We start from the raw sequence: 21,950 nt of genomic DNA on the forward strand, positions 1-21,950 counted from the left end.
CAGCGTTCATCCTGAGCCAGGATCAAACTCTCCAATAAAGTTAGTTTGTCTAGCATCTAAAATAAAAATTGACGTTTCACGTTGTTTGTTTCGTTCAGTTTTCAAAGAACTAAAAGCGGGTGAAGAGAATCGAACTCTCGACCAGAGCTTGGAAGGCTCTTGTTTTACCACTAAACTACACCCGCGTGGTCGGGAAGACAGGATTTGAACCTGCGACCCCCTGGTCCCAAACCAGGTGCTCTACCAAGCTGAGCCACTTCCCGTAATTGGCGCGCCCGAGAGGAGTCGAACCCCTAACCTCTTGATCCGTAGTCAAACGCTCTATCCAATTGAGCTACGGGCGCTTATTCATGATGTTTTTTCGTCGTTGTAATTTGGCGACTCAATTATCTTATCATACTACATTTTCAAATGCAAGCACTTTTTTAAGATTTTTTTGATGCGGCCGAGAGGACTTGAACCTCCACGGGGTTTCCCCCACTAGGCCCTCAACCTAGCGCGTCTGCCGTTCCGCCACGACCGCGCGGAAAAAACAAAAGTGAGCCATGAAGGACTCGAACCTTCGACCCTCTGATTAAAAGTCAGATGCTCTACCAACTGAGCTAATGGCTCGGAAATGGCTGGGCTAGCTGGATTCGAACCAGCGCATGACGGAGTCAAAGTCCGTTGCCTTACCGCTTGGCTATAGCCCATCGAAATAATTATCTTCTTTTCAAAGACAAATGTTATTGTAACATAATGCCCAATAAAAAACAACTGCTATATAGCAGAAGTTAAAATGGCGGTCCCGACCGGGGTCGAACCGGCGATCTCCTGCGTGACAGGCAGGCATGTTAACCACTACACCACGGGACCATTTGATTGCGGGGACAGGATTTGAACCTGCGACCTTCGGGTTATGAGCCCGACGAGCTACCGTGCTGCTCCACCCCGCGACAATACTATTCATATAAAATTATATGGTGGAGGATGACGGGATCGAACCGCCGACCCCCTGCTTGTAAGGCAGGTGCTCTCCCAGCTGAGCTAATCCTCCGAAGTGGTGACCCGTACGGGATTCGAACCCGTGTTACCGCCGTGAAAGGGCGGTGTCTTAACCACTTGACCAACGGGCCAATATGTATGGCAGAGAAGAAGGGATTCGAACCCTCGCACCGCGTTAGCGATCTACTCCCTTAGCAGGGGAGCCCCTTGAGCCACTTGGGTACTTCTCTGTATGGCTCCGCAGGTAGGACTCGAACCTACGACCGATCGGTTAACAGCCGATAGCTCTACCACTGAGCTACTGCGGAATAATGAAGACAATTTGTATCTTATAAAAATTCTCTCTGTAAGTCAAGAAGTTTTTAACAACATCTTGTTCAAACGTGACATGTTTATAATATACTGGATTGCGTTTTTACTGTCAAGATGTTTTCGATATCGGTTTGAGTTTCCCTTTACACTTTCCACAGACATATCTTTTTATATTTATTTGACGCCTTCTTACATATTGAAGTGAACACTCCATACATTCATACTTATAAATCTTTTTTTCCTTCTCTTCATTAATCATTCGTTTACAAAAACGTGGTGCATCAACTTTCTTTAACAACTCACGAAAATCCCTGTCCCCGTGCTTATACCCTCTTCCTGCAATATGTAAGTGATAATGACAAAGCTCATGTTTAATAATCCCGACTAACTCTTCTTCACCATACAATTCGTAATATCGATAATTCAGTTCGATATTATGACTCTTCAATAAATAACGCCCACCAGTTGTACGTAATCTATTATTAAAAACCGCTTTATGTAAGAACGGCATCTCAAAGTATTGTAGTGACACTTCTTCCACTAGTCGCTGAATTTCTTGCTCATCCACTCTCATTCCTCCTAAACAAAAAAATATTTTTACACTTTTCTCCCTTCTTATACATATATTAAATAGTACATATACCCATCCTCATGTAAGAAGCGGGGTTTCTAAAAACAAAACATGAATAGAAATCCACTCACCAACCTCTCATCAATAGCATTTTAAATTTTTGAGAGCAGGATTAAACAAGGAGGGATTCCTATGCCTACGTGGCTAAAAAAACAAATGCAACGTGCATATTTCGAAAAAAACCGGTATCAAATTAAGTTATTAAATGAATGCTGGTTTTATTATAGCAAAATACATCAAAGCTCATAATCCATTACACTTTTTATTTCATAAAAAAAGAGCAGTTTCATCTGCTCTCTTCTCTTACTATTCAATCGGCAACATAGATAGTGCAACGCGTCCTTTTTTTGTATCAATATCATCTACCCATACTTTTACAATTTGCCCTACTGATACAACATCTAACGGATGCTTTACAAACTGTTTGCTAAGTTTAGAAATATGTACTAAACCATCTTGCTTTACACCAACATCAACAAAAGCACCAAAATCAACAACGTTACGAACTGTTCCTTCTAGTTCCATACCACGTTTTAAATCTTCTAATTTCAAAATCCCTTTTTTCAAAAGTGGTTTAGGCAACTCATCCCTCATATCTCGTTCAGGACTAATAAGCGCATCTATAATATCAACTAACGTCGGCTCCCCAACTCCTGTTTCTTGAGATAACTTAGAAATCTCTACTTCTTCCAATCTCTTTTGTAATTGCGGTTGTCCTACGTCATCTATTGATAACCCTAGACTCTTCAATAACAATTCAACATTTTTATATTGCTCTGGATGAATACCTGTTCGATCTAATGGATTCGCTCCTTCTAGTATACGTAAGAAACCTATACATTGTTCATAAGTCTTTGCACCTAAACGTGGGATTTTCTTTAATTCCGTGCGCTTCGTGAATTTCCCATCTTCTTCTCTCTTTGCTACAATATTTTTCGCAACAGTTTTCGATAAACCTGAAACATATTGTAACAATGCAACCGAAGCCGTATTTACATTAACCCCAACTTGGTTAACAGCTGTTTCTACTACAAATGTTAATGACTCATTCAGTCTCTTTTGAGATACATCATGTTGGTATTGTCCAACCCCAACTGATTTAGGATCAATTTTCACAAGTTCAGCAAGTGGATCTTGCAGACGTCTCCCAATAGAAACGGCACTTCTCTCTTCAACTTGTAAATTTGGGAATTCCTCACGGGCTAAATCAGAAGCTGAATATACACTAGCACCCGCTTCATTTACAATAATATAAAAGACATCTCGGTTCACACTTTGTAATACATCTACTATAAACTCTTCTGTTTCTCTAGATGCTGTCCCATTACCAATTGCAATCATTTCAACTTGATATTTATCTATAATAGAAAGAACTTTCGTTTTTGCATCATCATATTTACGAACAGGTGGATGCGGATAAATAACATCGATATGTAGTACTTTCCCCGTATCATCTACTACAGACAATTTACAACCAGTTCTATATGCCGGATCTACCGCTAGCACGACTTTCCCTTTCATCGGAGGTTGTAATAATAAGTTACGTAAGTTCTCAGAGAAAATATGTATTGCTTGTTCTTCAGCTGTTTCTGTTAATTCTTTACGAATCTCTCTTTCGATTGAAGATTGAATTAATCGTTTATAACCATCTTCAATCGCTAATTGTACATAATGTGCACTTTTCGAATCGTTATCACGAATTACTTTCTTATTTAAGAAGGTTACTATCTCATCTACTGGCGGAACAACAGCAACTCTCAATATATCTTCTTTCTCGCCACGATTCATTGCTAATACACGATGTGGTACTACTTTTTGCAATGGTTCTTCATAACTGTAATACATTTCATATATATTCTTTTCATCTTTTTCTTCATCTTTCACGGAAGAAGACATAACACCTTTTCTAAAAGTAACATTTCGAATCCAACTACGATACGCAGCTTCATCTGAAACCATTTCTGCAATAATGTCTTGTGCACCTTGTAAAGCTTCTTCTGCAGATTGCACTTCTTTCTCTACATTAATAAATTCCACTGCCTTTTTAGCCGGATCTTCTTTCTTATATAACAATAACCATTCAGCTAATGGTTCTAATCCTTTTTCTTTAGCAACTGTCGCTTTCGTTCTTCTTTTCTCTTTATATGGACGATATAGATCTTCTACTTCTTGCAACTTTGTAGCTTTAACAATTTGCTGTCGTAGCTCTTCTGTCAGTTTCCCCTTCTCATCAATAAGACGAAGAACTTCTTCCTTCCTATCTTCAAGTTGCATCATATATTGCCATCTCTCTAAAATCGTACGAATTTGCACCTCATCTAAAGAGCCTGTCCATTCTTTTCGGTAACGAGCAATAAATGGAACTGTGTTACCTTCTTCTGTTAATTGAATAACATGACGAACTTGCTTTTCGGTAAAGCCTAATTCTTTCACTAACATTTTCATTAACGCTTGTCGATTATCTACCATTTCCATATACAACCGTAACCTCCTCTATAATAAAAAAAGTTGCCCTTCAAAGAGAGCAACTTAAACTGCCGATTTAAAAATCTATTAGTCCTAAACTAATTTGTAGCGCTTCATCTACACGAATCATCATCACTTCATCTAAGTGAGTGATTTTGTCCGTTAAGCGCTGCTTATCGATTGTTCGAATCTGCTCAAGTAAAATAACAGAATCTCTCTCAAAACCGTACTTTTTCGCATCAATTTCCACATGAGTGGGTAATTTCGCTTTTTGAATCTGTGCAGTAATAGCCGCTACAATCACCGTTGGACTAAAACGATTTCCGATGTCATTTTGAATGACAAGAACCGGACGAACGCCTCCTTGCTCAGAACCAACAACTGGGGAAAGGTCTGCAAAATACACGTCGCCGCGTTTTACAATCAAAATATTACCCCCCGCTAACTAAGCGTTCTACTGTATGAGCTGCTTCATACTCTGCTAAGAAAGCTTCAGATGCAATACCAAGATTAATTTTTCCCATTTCAATGTACCCACGTCGCATTGATTCATGTTGGTAGCGTTTCTTCGTCTTATGTTGACGCAATAACAATTGTGTTGCCTGGCAAATTAGTTCATGGCGATTCTTATTCTCTTGTTTTCCAATTCCGTCCAATTCCGTTACCATTTGCTTTGGCAACCGAACCACGATTTCAGTAGTTACACTTGATTCGGACACAAAAATACACCTCCACCGTCAACTACACACCCAAATATATATATGACACCTATTGTAATAATACCATTGTATGGAGCCTGTTGCAAAGACTTCCTTATTCCTTGCTTATGTTTTCCAATTCACAAACAAAACATTCATCTTCTTAAATTTTTTATCTTATAACTAACTAAAAACAATAGAACTCCTCTTCAAAACTTACGTGCAACTTATATAAAAAATGATTATAAGTAAAAAGCTTCTCATCAAAAAGAGCTTATTATCCAGCAATGAACAGTCACTCCAATGACAAGAAGCAATCATACTACCTTCTATATATTGTTCAAGTAATTAATTATCTCTACAACCTTACCATTCCGTATAAATATTCTCGGCACACGGAAACTGATCGTTGCAATAATTTCATAATTAATAGTCCCTGAGTATTCCGCAACCTCTGTAGCGCTAATATACTCATCTCCTTGCCTTCCAATAAGCGTAACTTTCGTACCAAGTGGCACTTCACAAGGAAGATGAATCATGAACTGATCCATTGTTACTCGCCCTACAATCGGTACCCTTTTACCATTTATAAGCACTTCAAATCCTTGTAACCTCCTAAGCCACCCATCTGCATAGCCAATCGCTACAGTCGCAATCCATTCTTCAGTTTTCGTTCGGTAGGTGACGTTATAACTAATTCCATCACCTTTAATTACCTGTTTAATATGAGCGACTTTCGTATGAAGTGATAGCGCCGGTTCTAATTCAAATGGTAAAAAAGGACGTATTTCTACAGAAGGAGATAATCCATACATTGCAATCCCAATTCGCACTGCATTAAATGTAATCCCTTGAAAACGTAACGTCGCAGCACTATTAGCTGTATGAACAAACTTAGGATCCACTCCGAATTCTTTCAACCAACTTAACTGCTCTAAGAACGTGTTATATTGCTTATCAAAATACGAAGTCTCAACTTCATCTGCCGTTGCAAAATGCGTGTATACTCCTTCTAACTCTAAAAACGGTGCACCCTCTAAACTCTTTAAAAATTCTTTTAGCTCTTTTCTTTCACGTATTCCAATTCTCCCCATACCACTATCAAAGTTAATATGGAATTTCATTACAGATGAACCATCCCAAAGTTTAATTGCTTCGTCCACCCATTCTTTTTGAAAAACAGTTAGCGCTACATCATTTTCAGCAGCTACATTTACATCACGCGGCGGCGAGGGACCTAACACTAAAATCGGCTCAGTAATACCAGCCCTCCGAAGCACTAAAGCTTCATCTAAAAAAGCAACAGCTAACCTTGTTGCACCTGCTTCTAATGCCGTTTTAGCCACCGGTACATAATCGTGCCCATATGCGTTTGCTTTAACTACAGCAAAAATCTCTACATTACTTGGGATGAACTCTTTAATATGTGTAACGTTGTTATAAATGGCATCTAAATCCACTTCCACCCAAGTGTCACGGTAAAATGGTGCTTCTTCCATAAATACACTTCCTTATACACGATATGCGAAGCTTATTCTTTTATATGCTTCTTTTATGAAATCCACCTTCAAACTAAGAAAAGACGTGGTGCACATATATCACCACGTCTAAGAAGTTTACTTCACCTGCTTCGCTGTAACTGAACGAGCAACCATTAACAGCTCCTTCGGCTCTAAACCTTTAGACACGAGCATATATTCTACTCCGTTATGCGACCACGTTACAGAGTCTTTCGTTAATGCACCAATCGTAAACCCAAGATCAACTGGTTCTCCACTTACACTTACCGCTGATGATGCCTCTGCAACTTTTGCCTTTTCTTGTATTAAAGTAAAGGATTTCTTATTTCCAGTGTATGTGAGTATCGCACGCTTGCCACTGTCTGTCTTCAACTCTTTTTCATCTTGCAGAGTCATACCTTGTGGTGTATCAAGTGGATACAAAATAGCAAACGGTTTGTCTTCTTTCGCTGTTGTTTGAACATCTACCTGCGCTCTAGACATATTTTGTTTCGTATCAAATGCACCTTTATCAAATTTCGCATCGAATTTCACTTTAGAGAAATCTACTTTCACAAGAACATTTTGATCATTATCCATTACCTTCACTGAAACTGGAGTCAAGTCGCTCTTATTCAATGTAATCTCTTGTCTCGGCAACATATTTTGATGTTGATAGTTTGTTTTTGTTTTAAAAATATAATACTTATCTGTTTTCTCAAAAGTAAGGTTTTTCTTGTCCTGCAAAATATCTCTTACAAGTGATTCATATAAATAAGCCTGGCTACTATTTTGCGGCCAATCACTTTGAAAACGGAAGCTCTTATTAAGTGCTGGCGTTAATACAAATACACCTTCTTCATTTCTCAAAATAATTTGGCTCTGATCTTTTTTTGCATTTTTTAAATTCACACGATAAAAAGACGGTTCCTTATGCCAAATCTCTACGTTATACTCTTGAGGCTCATTGCCTGTTTTAATAGATAATTTTGCCTCAGCTTGATAACTTTTCATCCCTTTTACTTTTGATTCTAAATCTCTCACGACATCATCTTGCTTCTTTTCCATACAACCCGCCAACACAAAAACGGTCAACAAACCGACAAGAACTAAAAACAGACGCCTTTTCATCAATTCAGCCCCTTTGCCCCTATAAATGAATGGAAGATGTACCTTCCTTATCGCTACCTCAAATATATGAGACAAAGATATAAAATATGCAGACTAGCGTGACAAGCTTTCTAAAACAACTTGAGCAACAGCAAATTCCTTACTATGACTAATTGATAAATGAACAATATACTCTGTACTTGTAATCAGAATTGGCTTACCTCTTTCATCATTTTTCACTTCAACATCTAAAAAACTCACTTCTTTTCCGATACCAGTACCTACAGCTTTTGAATACGCCTCTTTCGCTGCAAACCTTCCAGCTACAAACTCTGTAAGGCGACTTCCTTTCAGCTCCATAGCAACATTACGTTCATTTTCCGTTAAAATACGTTCCATAAATTTAAGCTTTCCATCTAGCATTTTTTCAATACGATTTAATTCAATAATATCGATACCAATCCCTATAATCATTTCAAAATCCCCTTCTTCTATTTAACTTTCTTCTTTCATATTGATAAGAATAACAGAGAATCTTTCTGATGCAAAAGGGGTGATAGTAACCGTATGCTAATAAGATCCACTCATATTTCTTTACAACCGACTATTCTTACCTTACTGCTTATTCATTTAGTCATGATGATATTAGGCGACTTTTTTCTCTTACCACTGGCAGCCTCTAATGAATATATCGCGAAAGGAGAATGGTGGCGTGTCATAACTTCTCTTCTCGTACACGTAGACTTACAACATTTTCTTTCTAATAGTATTTTTTTGTTTGCTCTTGGTTCTTCTATCGAAAAGCAACTCGGACACTTTTCTTTTTTTATTCTATTTTTTCTCTCTGGAATTTCTGGAAATATTTCTTCTTATATTATTATGCCGCTTGAATATATTCACGCAGGTGCATCAGGTGGTATTTTCGGACTATTAGGTGCACAGTTATTTTTATTGTACAATCGATACCGCTCTTCAAAACCAAAAGAAATTGCCATTTTCTCAATTATGATACTTCTATTACTGCTATTTACTTTCTTTAACCCTTCTGCCAATCCGATCAGTCATTTAACAGGTTTAATAACCGGTGGCATTTTAACCCCTTTTTTAACAAAAAAAAACGATGGTGCAAAGCTTATTTAATATAAAAGCTTGCACCATCGATAATTTCTACATCTACTTGTTCACTTAAATCTCTCATTAATTGAAATAAAGACTCATCCTTCATCTTCGCCTCAATCATACAATCAATTTGCGGAACACTTCCCTTTATCCTTCTTAAAAAAGATAAAAATGCGTCTACATTAATATAATCTGCATGAGCTCTTGGATCTTTTCCCTCTCTAGGGCTAGAGATATGCATTTTAATCGGCAACAAAGACGTTTCCCACGTATGAACAACACGTGCCCAATCTTCATACCAATCTTCTTGCTCATTATTCATCATATGGTGATGCAAGTCAAATACGACGGGAATATCTAATTTTTCTCCTAAATATAATGTTTCCTCTAACGTAAAGGTTGTATCATCATTTTCTAATATAATCATTTCTTGAATACCCCTTGGGACATTCGACCAATTCTCTATAAAGCGCTCTAATGCAAGTTCTTTATCTTTATATCCTCCTCCAACATGCAGTACACATCGTTGCTTATGTTCAATCCCCATGCCTTTTAATAATTTTTTGTGCATCTGCAATGTTTTTACAGATTGTTTAAAAACACTCTCTTCAGGCGAATTTAGTACAACAAAATGATCTGGATGGAAATCAATTCTCATATTCATATGAACTGCATATTCACCTAGTTTTTTTAAATTTTCTTTTAACGGACGAATATAGTTCCACTCTAGCAATTCCTCATGATTCGCTAAAGGAATGAGCTTTGAACTGAGCCGAAAGAAAGATATGTCATGCCCTTTATTATGCTTTAATAAACGTAAACAATTTTCTAAATTGGAATTAGCAATTCTTTCAAGCTTACGAATTGCAGCATCACGATCATCTAATTTCTGAAACTGTGCATACGTCATCGTTTGAGATGGAGATGCATTCTTCAAATGCACACTCATCGCAACGTAACCAAGCCTTACAAGCATATAACAGCCCCTTTTCTATCATAACTATTATGTAGTATGCACAATTATAGAAATAAAAAAAAGAGAATGCCCGCAAAGGGCATTCTCTTTTTTTTATTAAGCTTGTGGACGGCTATGATGTTTTCTTTCGCCGCGTCCATTTGAAGAACCAGGGCGACCTTGACCTTCACCTCTACGACCACGACTACCACCATCACGATTACGATCGCGGTTACCATCACGATTGCGATCACGGTTTCCGTCACGATTACGTCCATCACGGTTACGGTCACGATTACGTCCATCGCCACCGCCGCGTCCATCACGACTACGATTACGGTTACCATCACGGTATCCGCCTCCGTTACCGCCGCGTTTTTTAGAACCGCCGCCTCTTGAAACAACAGGTGGTTCTGATGTTAAAGCGATCGGAGTTGTATCCGGCTCTTTAGTCATCATTTTTAAAGCAGCAGCTACTACTGTTACAGAGTCATTTTCTTCTAACATTTCTTCTGCAATACGCTTGTAGTATGCTAAGTTTTCATTTTCAATTGTGCTTTGAAGCTTTTCAGCGATTAAACGTTGTTGACCTTCTAATGCCTCGTCAAGTGTCGGTGCATCCATACGGTCCATTTTACGTTTTGTTGTACGCTCGATATTTTTTAATTGTCCTGATTCACGTGGTGTTACAAATAGCATTGCAATACCTTTTTTACCTGCACGACCAGTACGACCGATACGGTGAACGTATGATTCTGGATCTTGTGGAATATCGAAGTTATATACGTGCGTTACGCCTGAAATATCAAGACCACGCGCAGCAACGTCTGTTGCAACAAGAACTTCAATAGAACCTTCTTTAAATTTACGTAATACAGACATACGTTTCGCCTGAGTTAAATCACCGTGAATACCTTCTGCAGCATAACCACGTAAGTTTAATGCTTCTGATAATTCATCAACACGACGCTTTGTACGACCAAATACGATTGCAAGCTCTGGAGATTGAATATCTAATAAGCGTGTTAACACGTCAAACTTTTTCTTTTCTTGCACTTCTAAATAGAACTGCTGAATGTTTGGCATTGTTACTTCTTTTGCTTTTACTTTAATGTGTTGAGGCTCAGTCATGAAACGCTCAGCAATACGGCGGATTGGATCCGGCATTGTCGCTGAGAATAGTAATGTTTGATGTGTTTCTGGCACATCTGTTAAAATTGCTTCAATGTCTTCAATGAAGCCCATGTTTAACATTTCATCCGCTTCGTCAAGAACAACTGTCTCTACGTTTTGCAGACGAAGTGTTTTACGGTTAATATGATCTAAAATACGACCCGGCGTACCAACAATAATGTGTGGGTGTTTTTTTAGAGCACGAATTTGGCGGTTAATATCTTGACCACCATAAATCGGTAAAATACGAACGCGTTTATGCTTACCAATTTTGTATAATTCTTCTCCAACTTGAATTGCTAATTCACGCGTTGGCGCGATAACAATACCTTGAACCGATTCTTTATGTGTATCCACTTTATCTAATAGTGGTAATCCGAATGCTGCTGTTTTCCCTGTACCTGTTTGCGCTTGCCCAATAATATCTTTACCTTGCAATGCATGTGGAATTGTTTCAGCTTGAATTGGTGTAGCCTCTTCAAAGCCCATACTTTCAACAGATTGCAGTAAAGAATCACTTAATCCTAATTCTCGAAATGTTGTCAATGTTACTTCTCCTTTTCTATCCTATACTTATCATTTAAAAAAAGGCGTTTTCCGAATTTGCGGAAAAGCCCTTTTCCTGAATGCTCACGTATATAAACGGGCGTATATTCTTCACGAAAATACTTCTAAACGTTATTACACTTTATCAATTATAAGTTTTGTATGTGTAAAAAGCAAACCCAACTGTTACCTTATTTTCATATTCAGAGTTTTTTTCTTCACTTTTATTTTTTTATATTTACTGTAAGCGCTTATTATAAGTTTCTTCTATTTTCGCAACTATCATCCCTATTTATATACACCAATTATTTCAACATCGTAATTACTTCTTCTAATTTCATACCGCGAGATGCTTTTATTAATACAACATCTTTCACATCGACTACTGCTTGTAAATCTTTTACTAACTCTTCTTTATTATCATACGCCTTTACACGTTCATTAGGGAAATTAATTTTTGCTCCTTCAGCAATTTGAGCCCCTAATCTACCGTATGTGAATACATGTGAGATTTTTGCTGGATCGATTAATTTTCCTACCTCATAATGGAACTGTACTTCTTGATCTCCAAGTTCTAACATATCACCGAGCACAACGATTTTTTTAGCAAAACCATCTAAACCATTCATTAAATGGAATGCTGCTTCCATAGCCGTCGGGCTTGCATTATAAGCATCGTTGATAATTGTTAAACCACTATTTGTTTTCACAATTTCCATACGCATGCCCGTCATTTGAAGTGTTACTAAACCTTCTTTCATCTCTTCCCACGTTACACCAAAATGTTTCGCAATTGCCATTGAAGCAAGTGTATTATACACATTATGTTTTCCTAACACCGGTAAGTAGAATGAAATATTTTCATCTCTATTCATTTTGAAATGTGTCCCAGTTGCTTGTAATGTTACAGTCGTTGGATAATAATCGTTTGCTCTTGCATCACCAAACGTAACCGTTTCTGCTGCTAAATTCATTCCAGGAACACGATTCGTTAATAAAGGCTCATCTCCGTTATATACGAACACGCCACCTTCTTGTAATCCTGTAACAATTTCTAATTTCGCTTCAGCAATTGCCTCACGAGATCCTAAATCCATTAAATGCGCCTCACCAATATTTGTAATGATAGCTGCATTAGGACGAGCTAACTTAGATAAGAATTCAATTTCGCCTCGGCTTGACATACCCATCTCTAATACTGCTACTTCTGTATTTTCTTCTAAGTTTAAAATGGTAAGAGGTAATCCGATATGGTTATTGAAGTTCCCTTCTGTTTTTTGCACTTTGAATTTAGTCGCAAGAAGACTTGTTACAATATCTTTCGTAGATGTTTTACCGTTACTACCCGTTACACCTACAACTTTAACATCCAATTGATCGCGATAGTTTTTCGCTAACATTTGCAATGCCGATAGCGTGTCTTCTACAAAAATAACCGGAAGATTCTCAGGTGGATTCGCTACATCTTTCATCCATAATGTAGCCACAGCTCCATTTTCAACAGCTTTATCTACAAAAGCATGTCCATCGAAGCGCTCCCCTTGAATCGGAACATACAAGTTTCCTTTTTCAATTTTTCTCGTATCAATAGACACGCCTTGAATAGTAATTCCCTCATATTGCTCTGCTAATTCAGTACCATTTACCATCTGTTCCACTTGCTTTAACATTCGCTTTATCATATATAAACGCTCCTTACATAGAGGAAGCACTATTCCTATGAATAGTGCTTCCTCCTTTTTTGTTAGATTGTATATTTAATTTTTTGTTTTTCTTCGTGACGTTCAATCGCTAAACGAATTAGCTCTTCGATTAATTCTGGATATGGTAACCCAGTATGTTGCCATAATAGAGGGAACATACTGAACGGTGTAAATCCTGGCATTGTGTTTACTTCGTTAATATACACTTCTCCATCTTTCGTTAAGAAGAAATCAGCTCGCGTTAAACCTGCACCGTCTAATGATTGGAATGCAATAATCGCATCACGCTTAATTACATTAGATTCTTCTTCTGTCATTTCAGCTGGAATAATTAGCCCCGTATCACCATCGATATATTTCGACTTATAATCATAGAAGTCCTTTTTCGGAACGATTTCACCTACAACTGAACATTTCGGCTCATCATTACCTAGTACCCCAACTTCTACTTCACGACCTACAATATTTTCTTCTACAATAATTTTGCGATCAAATTGGAATGCCTCTACAAATGCATCCTCAAGTTCTTCACGATTTTTACACTTATTAATACCAACACTTGAACCAAGGTTCGCTGGTTTTACGAAGCAAGGATATCCTAACTTATCTTCTACTTTAGAATAAGCTTCCTCACGATTTTTTTCCCATGCACTACGAATGAAGGATGCATATTTTGCTTGTTTTAAACCAGCCTCTGCAAAGATGTTTTTCATAACAACTTTATCCATACCAGCAGATGATGCTAGAACACCATTTCCTACATAAGGGATATTCATTAATTCTAATAGTCCTTGAACCGTTCCATCTTCACCGTTTGGTCCATGTAGTAATGGGAAAATAACGTCAATAGCGTTCTCCTCAGAAGCTGCAGATGGGATAATTTCTGTACTTAATGATAACGGAGAAATCGCATTTTCTGCACCGCTCATTTTTAAAGCTTCAACATCTGTTACTTCGCCTTCAATACGCTCACCGCGTACCCATTGACCTTGTTCTGTAATATAAATTGGATGAATCTCGAATTTATCTTGATTTAACGCTTTAATAGCAGCAAGAGCCGTCTGTAGCGAAACTTGATGCTCAGCTGATTTTCCACCATATAATAAACCTAATTTAATTTTCGTCAATGAAATCACCCTAACCAATTGTTTTCATTTTTCTATTTTAGCACTTTTTATAAAAATAGGTAGTTCCTATTTGAAATAAAATGTAACTTCCATAAATAATTAAATAACATCACTTATTGGTTTTTCATTTCATTTTCTATATAACTACACAAAATAAAATGGCAATCTAATCTAGTTATGTACCTAAAATATGTAGAAATCCCCTTTTTTGTGTATGTCACCTATTCACTAAGAAGATCGTTTGGTTAGTGTGTCTTTTTGCCTTTGCTCCACAAGGCGATCTAAAGAAACATATACAATACCTGCAACTACACATCCTACAGCTAAAATTGTAAATAGAAAGTGACCAAGTAATCGATCTAATAAAAAACCGCCCAAAAGTGGACCAAATGCGCTTCCTGTAATCCACTGCAAACTTGCAGCTCCCATATAAGTCCCTCTCAAATGCTCAGGGGCCAAATTTGCTACAAATGTCATCTGTACAGGCGACATAATCATCTCACCTAACGTATATATAGCATAAACGAACAGTAGTATTATTAAAATAATTGTAGCATTTGTATTAAATTCTCCAAACCACTTCGGTAACCACCCTATAAAAAATAATCCAATCCCGAATAAACATGCACCATATAACATCGTCTTCCCGACCGGTTTATCCGTAGCCCATTTTGAAATTTGAAACTGGAATAAAACAACTAATAGTCCGTTTAACGCCATTAAATATGGATATGGATTATTCGTTCCAAAAATATGCTTCATTTCATTATCAAAATGTAGTGGCAACATGCCTTCGGTTTGAGAAAACCCCATCGAAATGATAATGCCTGCTAATAAGTAAATCATTAATACCTTATCTCGCATTACAATTTTCCAAACTGCCCCAGCTTCCTTTTCTTTATGTTCTTCCTTATCTGTCCTTTTTGGCATCGTCTCTTGAATAAGAAGTAATACAAGTAACGCATAAAATAGCATTGTAGAAGAGGCAATAATAAACACAAGGTTCTTTGACAACACAACTACTGATGCTCCCATTATCGGACCAATCGCAGCACCTATATTGTGTCCCATTCGTAATAAACCATATGCCTCTGTTCTTTTTTCTGGTGCCGTTACATCCGCGACCATAGCTGATGCAGCTGGATGAAATAAAGAATTACTCAACCCTAAAAAAATAGATAAAATTGCATATGGAATAAATCCTTCTATAAATAGAAAACCGAGCATTAATAATGCATTACTTGCCATAGAAAATATCATAATAGGCTTTCTTCCATATATGTCAGCAATTCTCCCTCCTATAAGTGATCCAAAACTTGCAGCAATTGGAGAAAGCGCCATAATAACCCCAACTTCCAACAACGAATCTACCTTATCTTTTAAATATAATGCAAAAAAAGGCATTAACATCATCATTGCAATTGCATTTAACGTCTCTCCAATAAATCGAATCCATACGTTACGGTCCATCTCCCTTAACTCACGCCACGTATTTTTCATCATTTCACCCCTTTAGTTAGCCAACAATTATCTTATAATAAGTTCAGAAAAATGTAAATTTTCAAATAAAAAAATCCATTCTAACAGAATTAGAATGGATTTTTTCACTTATAAATTTGCAACATCTTCTTCTTTTTTACTATTATTTAAAGCACTATGTTTTCGGCTATATAAAAAGTAAACCGCTATACCAATAACCATCCATATCCCAAAACTAATCCATGCTGTCCCTGATAATTGAAGCATTAAGTATAAACAGAACATCACTGTTAATGCTGGTAAAAATGGTACAAGCGGAGCCTTAAATGCCCTTGGTAAGTCTGGATGAGTTCTTCTCATTACGATTACCGCAACAGCTACGAGTGCAAATGCTGACAATGTCCCCATATTTACAAGATGTGCTAAAACATTTAAATCTATTAATCCTGAAATCAGTGCCGCAATAATCCCCGTTGTCCATGTATTTAAAAATGGTGTTTTAAATTTTGGATGAACTTTAGCAAGACGCTTCGGTAGTAAACCATCTCGACTCATCGCATAAGAAACACGAACTTGCCCATACATCATAACTAGCATTACTGTTGTAATTCCTGTAATTGCTCCTACTGAAATTACCCCCGCTAAACCATCTTGTCCAATAAATTGAAGTGCAAAAGCAACTGGATCTGATATATTTAGCTGTCCGTATGGAACAATTCCTGTCAAAATAAGCGACACAACGATATAAAGAACTGTACAAATTAATAACGATGCAATAATACCAATTGGTAAATCACGTTGCGGACGTTTCACTTCTTCTGCCGCTGTTGAAACTGCATCAAATCCTATAAATGCGAAGAATACTGTAGCCGCTCCAGCCATTACACCATCTAAACCAAATGGCATAAAAGGCGTCCAGTTTTCAGGTTTCACATAATTAAAACCAGCAAAGATAAAAATAAGAACAACTGCTATTTTAATAAATACCATAATGTTATTTACTCGTGCACTTTCACGAACACCCCTAGATAAAAGAACTGTCATCACTAAAATAATTAGAACTGCAGGTAGATCAATTATTCCACCCTTACCTGTACCAGGAGCCGAGGAGAGAATAGTCGGAATATGAATTCCAAACCCCTTTAATAAAGATTGAAAATATGCAGACCAACCGTTCGCTACAGCAGATGTAGCAAGTAAATATTCCAGCATTAAGTCCCAGCCAATTAAAAATGCGAATACTTCCCCCATCGTCGCGTATGTATACGTATACACACTGCCCGAGACAGGAACTGAAGAAGCAAATTCAGCATAACAAAATGCAGCAAAGGCACAAGCTAGAGCGGCAATCGCAAATGATAATATAATAGCTGGCCCAGAATGTTTCGCTGCCACAACACCCGTTAGAACAAAAATACCAGTTCCAACAATTGCTCCGATTCCAAGCATAGTTAAATCTAGCGCGCCCAATGTTCTTGCTAACGTTTTTTGCTTACTTTCTTGCATTAACTTTGCAATTGGCTTCTTTTGAAAAATTTGCTTCATCTTTCACTCCTCCAAGTTTTAAATTTTCTGAAAATTTTTAATTCGCTTTTTTATTTTACTCATTACGCTTTTCCTAGTCAATACTTTTGTCGAAACAAGTAGAAATTCTTCTGAATATGCACAATCCTTATTATTCTTTCTATATATCTTTCCATTATTTTTTTGGTATTATTATACATGTCGATTCCGTGAAAAAGGCATGCCCCCTTATTGAGAGCATGCCTTTTTTACTTATTTCACAGTATATGAACCTTGTTCAATCCAGCTATACATATACTTTTCATCTTCTGTTTCATGTGCTTGTTTTACAATACGAAGCGGACGGAATGTGTCTATCATAACAGCTAATTCAAGCGTCTCTTTCTTCCCTATACTTGCCTCTGTTTTCCCCGGATGCGGTCCATGGGGAATCCCGCTCGGATGAAGTGTAATAGAACCTTCTTCCACACCTTTGCGACTCATAAAGTTTCCTTCTACATAGTAAAGAACTTCATCACTATTAACATTACTATGATAATATGGTGCCGGAATTGACTCTGGATGATAATCGTATAAACGTGGTACGAAAGAGCAAATAACAAAATTATGTCCTTCAAATGTTTGATGTACTGGCGGTGGCTGATGAATGCGCCCTGTAATTGGTTCAAAATCCTCTACATTAAATACCCACGGATATAAATAGCCATCCCATCCCACAACATCTAACGGGTGGTGTCCTAAAACATGTTTATGCATATAGCCTCTTGATTTTGTCATTACGACAAACTCGCCTTTTTCATCATATGTCTCTAATTTTTCTGGACCACGAAGATCTCTTTCACAAAACGGACTATGCTCTAACAATTGTCCGTATTCATTTCGATAACGACGCGGCGTTGTAATTTGGCTATTCGCCTCTACAACAAGAAACTTAGTCTCTCCTTCATCTGGAATAACACGATAAATCGTTCCAATTGGAATCGTTACATAGTCGCCTTTTCTATAGTGAATCGTTCCAAACATCGTTTCAATTTTCCCTGTTCCATAATGAACAAATAACATTTCGTCGCCATCACCATTACGATAGAAATAATCCATTTTTTCTGTTGGACTCACTACTCCAATTAATAAATCTTCATTTCCAAGTATGAAATTCCGTCCACTTATTGCATCACCACTTTTTTTACTTTCTTTCGTTCGAAAGTGGCGATGAGAAAGAGCAACATCCTCTTCATACTGCAACTGACAAGAATGCGATAATGCAGAATGACCTACTTCTGTCGGCATATAATGATGATACAAAATAGACTGCGTACCAGAAAAACCTTTTGTTCCCATTACCTGTTCACGATAAAGCGATCCATCTTTTTTACGAAATTGTACATGTCGTTTATGAGGTAGTTCTCCCATGTGACGATAAAACATGCCCATCACCCGCTTCCTTTTCTTTTTTGATCGTATTACGTAGTGTACCTAAACCAGTAATCGACAGTTCTACAACATCTCCATCTTGTAGCCACTCTTCTGTACCCAGTTCTAAAATACATCCTGTTCCCACTGTCCCAGAACCAATCACATCTCCTGGATATAACGTAACGTCCTCTGAAGCACGTTCAATCATTTCAGCAAATGTATAGTAAATATCTTGGAAGTTTCCTTTTGATAATAGTTTTCCATTTACATGAGCAGTCATTTCTAAATTATATCGATCACCATTACGATAAACGTCTAATTCCTCTTTCGTAACAAGATGTGCTCCTAAAGAAGTTGCAAAGTCTTTTCCTTTCGCTGGACCGAGACCTACTTTCATTTCTGTTGCTTGTAAGTCTCTCGCACTCCAGTCGTTCATAATACAATAACCAAAAATATATTCCTCTGCTTGCTCACGAGAAATATTTCGCCCTTCTCTTCCTATTACGCAAGCAATCTCCAACTCATAATCAAGCTTTTTAGACTTTTTCGGACCAATTACAAAATCACTGGAACCAATTACAGCACGATGATTAGTAAAATAAAAAACCGGAATATCATACCATTCAGGCACAACATCTAATCCTCTTCGTCCGCGAGCTGTTTTTACATGTTGTTCAAATGCGTAAAAATCTCGAATACTACTCGGATTAGGAAGAGCAGCTGTCAATTGTACTTCTTCTAAAGCATATATACCCTTATTTGGATTCTTAATATTCCGCACTACTTCTACATACTCATCCGCTTTCTCTAAAAAAGCAATCATAGAAGAAGGGATTTTCCCTTCACTAACAAGATTCATATCTATTACTTTGTCACCTTCAAGCCATCCAGCCCGTAGTTCTTTTGAAGGAAGACGAAATGTAACAAATTTCATCCTGATTCCTCCTTATAAAAATGAAATTTCCACCAGCAAAGGGACTTTTGCTGGTGGATACAAATCTTATAAGTTTCCGCGACGCTCTTGTTCTCTTTCAATTGATTCGAATAACGCTTTAAAGTTTCCTTCACCAAATCCACGAGAACCTTTACGTTGAATGATTTCAATAAATAAAGTCGGGCGATCTACAATTGGTTTCGTAAAGATTTGTAGTAAGTAACCTTCATCATCACGATCTACTAAAATCTTTAATTCTTTTAACTTATCAATTTCTTCATCGATTTTTCCAACTCGTGCAGTTAACTCATCATAATAAGTATCAGGTGTATCTAAAAACTCCACCCCATTTGCACGAAGCGCTTCAACTGTTTTAACAATATCACTTGTTAATAAAGCAAGATGTTGTACACCAGCTCCATTATAGAATTCTAGATACTCTTGAATTTGTGACTTTCTCTTTCCATCTGCTGGTTCGTTAATAGGAAACTTAATACGACTTCCATTCGTCATAACTTTCGACATTAACGCCGAATACTCTGTACTAATATCGTCATCATCAAAATGAATCATTTGTTTAAAGCCCATAACATTCTCGTAATAACTAACCCACTCTTCCATTTTTTCAACATTACCAACTACATGATCAACAGCAATTAAACCAGACTCTTCAAATGGAATATTAAATTCTACCTTTTGGAATCCTGGCATAAATGCCCCTTTATAATTTTTACGCTCTACAAGCGTATGAATTGTATCACCATACGTACCAATAACTGCTTTTTTCAATGTACCGTCCTCATCTGTTAATTCCTGCGGTGGAGCAATTGCGACGGCACCACGTTTCACTGCTTCTGAGTATGCTTTATCAACATCATCAACAAGTAGTGCCACATCCTTCACGCCATCACCATGAGTCTTTACAAACTCTGCAATACGATTTTCACTACTTAAAGCTCCAGACACAACGAAACGCATATTTTTTTGCACAAGAACATAAGATACCTTTTCACGGTTTCCAGTTTCTAATCCAGAGTAAGCCACAATTTTGAATCCGAACGCTCTCGCAAGATAATAACTCGATTGCTTTGCATTCCCTACGTAAAATTCCAAATGATCTACATCACGTACTGGAAAAAAGTCCTCCATTTGTGCAGCTAGCGTATCCATAGATTTTTGTTTCATAATATCTTCATCCCCCTGTAAATAGATTAAATGGTCCATACTTAAAACCAACCGAAAACGCTTCCAACGTTAATTAATAGAAATTAGTTAGCAAGCTAACAAATTCTGACCTTTAAAATTTTCTATCTTTTCTGTCAAATTCCTCTTTTTTTCTTACATATAAAATTCGACTTTTTTCTCTTTGAAATAAAGCGGGATTTTATTCAGTGGATTTTTGATTATTCGTTGAATCAAGTTTCAACCGCAACGTTTAATTAGCCATGCATGCTGGATAATGAGGTAACTTTAATACTTGAGGGGATATAAGAAGAATATAAAAAAGACTCCAACATATTAACTACTTACTAATACGTTAGAGTCTTTATTTTTTTTGAATGATTGTATTTATATATCTCATACTAATACATTTGCAAGGAATAGAATAAATGACGTTAATATTACCGCTCCACCTAAGGATCCTAATAAATCTGTTTTTGTTACTTGAAACACTTGTTCACTGTTCATATCCCTCATTCTCCTTCCTTTTTTGTTTGATTTAAAACTTCTATTATACTAATACACTTGATAAAAATACGATTAATGCTGTTAATACTACTGCTCCACTTGCTGATCCTACGAAGTCACCTTTTGTTACTTGTAATACTTGCTCTTTCATATCTTTCATTCTCCCTTCTGTTTCTTTTGTTACAAAGCTTCTATTATACTAATACGCTTGATAAAAATACGATTAATGCTGTTAATACTACTGCTCCACTTGCTGATCCTACGAAGTCACCTTTTGTTACTTGTAATACTTGCTCTTTCATATCTTTCATTCTCCCTTCTGTTTCTTTTGTTACAAAGCTTCTATTATACTAATACGCTTGATAGAAATACGATTAACGCTGTTAATACTACTGCTCCACTTGCTGATCCTACAAAATCACCTTTTGTTACTTGTAATACTTGCTCTTTCATATCATTTATCCTCCCTTTTTATAAGTTATCTATATGTAATTTCTAAGAAATGTTTATTTCATAGTTTTTATGTTAACGTTACATTAAATTTGATAACGTAACGTTTGTAACATTAATGTAACATAACTATTATTA

General features: G+C 37.0%; 22 protein-coding genes and 12 tRNA genes. 2 read left to right on the plus strand and 32 right to left on the minus strand.

All coding sequences use genetic code 11. From position 1 onward, the window contains the following. Positions 1-114: 114 nt before the first annotated feature. From MR136_RS24250 to MR136_RS24310, 13 genes are all read right to left on the minus strand, one after another. Positions 115-185, minus strand: a tRNA-Gly gene (locus MR136_RS24250). 1 nt (position 186) lies between these two features. Next, positions 187-263 (minus strand) — tRNA-Pro (locus MR136_RS24255). 4 nt (positions 264-267) lie between these two features. Next, positions 268-344: transfer RNA gene (locus MR136_RS24260), tRNA-Arg, on the minus strand. 96 nt (positions 345-440) lie between these two features. Then, positions 441-523: transfer RNA gene (locus MR136_RS24265), tRNA-Leu, on the minus strand. Positions 524-539: 16 nt separating this feature from the next. Then, a tRNA-Lys gene (locus MR136_RS24270) sits at positions 540-612 on the minus strand. 5 nt (positions 613-617) lie between these two features. Further along, positions 618-692, minus strand: a tRNA-Gln gene (locus MR136_RS24275). Between the two features lie 87 nt (positions 693-779). Beyond that, positions 780-855, minus strand: a tRNA-Asp gene (locus MR136_RS24280). 6 nt (positions 856-861) lie between these two features. Then, a tRNA-Met gene (locus MR136_RS24285) sits at positions 862-935 on the minus strand. A gap of 25 nt (positions 936-960) precedes the next feature. After that, a tRNA-Val gene (locus tag MR136_RS24290) sits at positions 961-1,036 on the minus strand. 4 nt (positions 1,037-1,040) lie between these two features. Continuing rightward, positions 1,041-1,115 (minus strand) — tRNA-Glu (locus MR136_RS24295). Between the two features lie 8 nt (positions 1,116-1,123). Further along, positions 1,124-1,214, minus strand: a tRNA-Ser gene (locus MR136_RS24300). 3 nt (positions 1,215-1,217) lie between these two features. Next, positions 1,218-1,292: transfer RNA gene (locus MR136_RS24305), tRNA-Asn, on the minus strand. Positions 1,293-1,405: 113 nt separating this feature from the next. Further along, positions 1,406-1,864 carry a SprT family protein gene (locus MR136_RS24310; protein WP_000344231.1) on the minus strand — a complete coding sequence of 153 codons (459 nt, stop codon included), beginning with the start codon at positions 1,862-1,864 and terminating at the stop codon, positions 1,406-1,408. 195 nt (positions 1,865-2,059) lie between these two features. Between MR136_RS24310 and cmpA the strand changes: the two genes are divergently transcribed. Next, positions 2,060-2,176, plus strand: a complete 117-nt coding sequence (gene cmpA, locus MR136_RS24315; RefSeq protein ID WP_001143642.1) for a cortex morphogenetic protein CmpA — start codon at positions 2,060-2,062, stop codon at positions 2,174-2,176. A 57-nt stretch (positions 2,177-2,233) separates the two neighbouring features. Here cmpA and MR136_RS24320 read toward each other — a convergent pair whose 3' ends face one another. The 6 genes from MR136_RS24320 to acpS form a co-directional block, all read right to left on the minus strand. After that, positions 2,234-4,402, minus strand: coding sequence for a Tex family protein (locus tag MR136_RS24320; RefSeq protein ID WP_000426242.1), 2,169 nt, complete (start codon positions 4,400-4,402; stop codon positions 2,234-2,236). 67 nt (positions 4,403-4,469) lie between these two features. Beyond that, on the minus strand, positions 4,470-4,820 hold the full coding sequence (gene ndoA / locus MR136_RS24325; RefSeq protein ID WP_000635963.1) for a type II toxin-antitoxin system endoribonuclease NdoA: 351 nt from the start codon (positions 4,818-4,820) through the stop codon (positions 4,470-4,472). A gap of 4 nt (positions 4,821-4,824) precedes the next feature. Then, complete coding sequence (locus tag MR136_RS24330) at positions 4,825-5,112, minus strand: antitoxin EndoAI (RefSeq protein WP_000004570.1); 288 nt, start codon at positions 5,110-5,112, stop codon at positions 4,825-4,827. Between the two features lie 308 nt (positions 5,113-5,420). Further along, the gene (gene alr / locus MR136_RS24335) at positions 5,421-6,590 is read right to left on the minus strand and encodes an alanine racemase (RefSeq protein WP_000390615.1); all 1,170 of its coding nucleotides are present in this window, start codon (positions 6,588-6,590) and stop codon (positions 5,421-5,423) included. Positions 6,591-6,707: 117 nt separating this feature from the next. Continuing rightward, positions 6,708-7,658: a LolA family protein gene (locus tag MR136_RS24340; RefSeq protein WP_242259656.1), complete on the minus strand. Its 951-nt coding sequence runs from the start codon at positions 7,656-7,658 to the stop codon at positions 6,708-6,710. A 156-nt stretch (positions 7,659-7,814) separates the two neighbouring features. Beyond that, positions 7,815-8,174 (minus strand): holo-ACP synthase, encoded by a 360-nt coding sequence (acpS, locus tag MR136_RS24345; RefSeq protein WP_017673683.1) that lies wholly within the window; start codon positions 8,172-8,174, stop codon positions 7,815-7,817. A 93-nt stretch (positions 8,175-8,267) separates the two neighbouring features. Between acpS and MR136_RS24350 the strand changes: the two genes are divergently transcribed. Beyond that, positions 8,268-8,840: a rhomboid family intramembrane serine protease gene (locus MR136_RS24350; RefSeq protein WP_000908523.1), complete on the plus strand. Its 573-nt coding sequence runs from the start codon at positions 8,268-8,270 to the stop codon at positions 8,838-8,840. Here the strand turns inward: MR136_RS24350 and uvsE are convergent. From uvsE to MR136_RS24415, 13 genes are all read right to left on the minus strand, one after another. After that, on the minus strand, positions 8,833-9,795 hold the full coding sequence (gene uvsE / locus MR136_RS24355) for a UV DNA damage repair endonuclease UvsE (RefSeq protein ID WP_000961166.1): 963 nt from the start codon (positions 9,793-9,795) through the stop codon (positions 8,833-8,835). The two genes, MR136_RS24350 and uvsE, sit on opposite strands and share 8 nt — an antisense overlap. Positions 9,796-9,891: 96 nt before the next feature. Beyond that, a complete protein-coding gene (cshA, locus tag MR136_RS24360; protein WP_000206592.1) occupies positions 9,892-11,493 on the minus strand; it encodes a degradosome RNA helicase CshA in 1,602 nt (533 codons plus the stop codon). 305 nt (positions 11,494-11,798) lie between these two features. Beyond that, positions 11,799-13,175 (minus strand): UDP-N-acetylmuramoyl-tripeptide--D-alanyl-D-alanine ligase, encoded by a 1,377-nt coding sequence (murF, locus tag MR136_RS24365; RefSeq protein ID WP_000595957.1) that lies wholly within the window; start codon positions 13,173-13,175, stop codon positions 11,799-11,801. A 62-nt stretch (positions 13,176-13,237) separates the two neighbouring features. Beyond that, positions 13,238-14,323 (minus strand): D-alanine--D-alanine ligase, encoded by a 1,086-nt coding sequence (locus MR136_RS24370; RefSeq protein ID WP_242259655.1) that lies wholly within the window; start codon positions 14,321-14,323, stop codon positions 13,238-13,240. A gap of 228 nt (positions 14,324-14,551) precedes the next feature. After that, positions 14,552-15,823 carry an MDR family MFS transporter gene (locus MR136_RS24375; RefSeq protein ID WP_017673685.1) on the minus strand — a complete coding sequence of 424 codons (1,272 nt, stop codon included), beginning with the start codon at positions 15,821-15,823 and terminating at the stop codon, positions 14,552-14,554. Positions 15,824-15,931: 108 nt separating this feature from the next. Continuing rightward, positions 15,932-17,347, minus strand: coding sequence for a branched-chain amino acid transporter BcaP (locus MR136_RS24380; RefSeq protein ID WP_017673686.1), 1,416 nt, complete (start codon positions 17,345-17,347; stop codon positions 15,932-15,934). A 231-nt stretch (positions 17,348-17,578) separates the two neighbouring features. Beyond that, a complete protein-coding gene (locus tag MR136_RS24385; protein ID WP_013141710.1) occupies positions 17,579-18,751 on the minus strand; it encodes a homogentisate 1,2-dioxygenase in 1,173 nt (390 codons plus the stop codon). After that, positions 18,717-19,673: a fumarylacetoacetate hydrolase family protein gene (locus MR136_RS24390; RefSeq protein ID WP_017673687.1), complete on the minus strand. Its 957-nt coding sequence runs from the start codon at positions 19,671-19,673 to the stop codon at positions 18,717-18,719. Before MR136_RS24390 ends, MR136_RS24385 begins: the two co-directional genes overlap by 35 nt. Before the next feature lie 66 nt (positions 19,674-19,739). Further along, positions 19,740-20,858, minus strand: a complete 1,119-nt coding sequence (gene hppD, locus MR136_RS24395) for a 4-hydroxyphenylpyruvate dioxygenase (RefSeq protein ID WP_000810922.1) — start codon at positions 20,856-20,858, stop codon at positions 19,740-19,742. Between the two features lie 393 nt (positions 20,859-21,251). Then, entirely contained in the window at positions 21,252-21,362 is a 111-nt protein-coding gene (locus MR136_RS24400; protein ID WP_001083690.1) for a DUF3948 family protein, read from the minus strand. Positions 21,363-21,405: 43 nt separating this feature from the next. Then, complete coding sequence (locus MR136_RS24405; RefSeq protein ID WP_000664237.1) at positions 21,406-21,513, minus strand: DUF3948 family protein; 108 nt, start codon at positions 21,511-21,513, stop codon at positions 21,406-21,408. 43 nt (positions 21,514-21,556) lie between these two features. Beyond that, entirely contained in the window at positions 21,557-21,673 is a 117-nt protein-coding gene (locus MR136_RS24410) for a DUF3948 family protein (protein WP_000654250.1), read from the minus strand. 34 nt (positions 21,674-21,707) lie between these two features. Continuing rightward, positions 21,708-21,815 carry a DUF3948 family protein gene (locus tag MR136_RS24415; RefSeq protein WP_000664237.1) on the minus strand — a complete coding sequence of 36 codons (108 nt, stop codon included), beginning with the start codon at positions 21,813-21,815 and terminating at the stop codon, positions 21,708-21,710. Positions 21,816-21,950 lie beyond the last annotated feature (135 nt).

It is taken from the genome of Bacillus cereus group sp. BfR-BA-01311, from assembly GCF_022664295.1.
GTDB classification, from domain to species: domain Bacteria; phylum Bacillota; class Bacilli; order Bacillales; family Bacillaceae_G; genus Bacillus_A; species Bacillus_A cereus.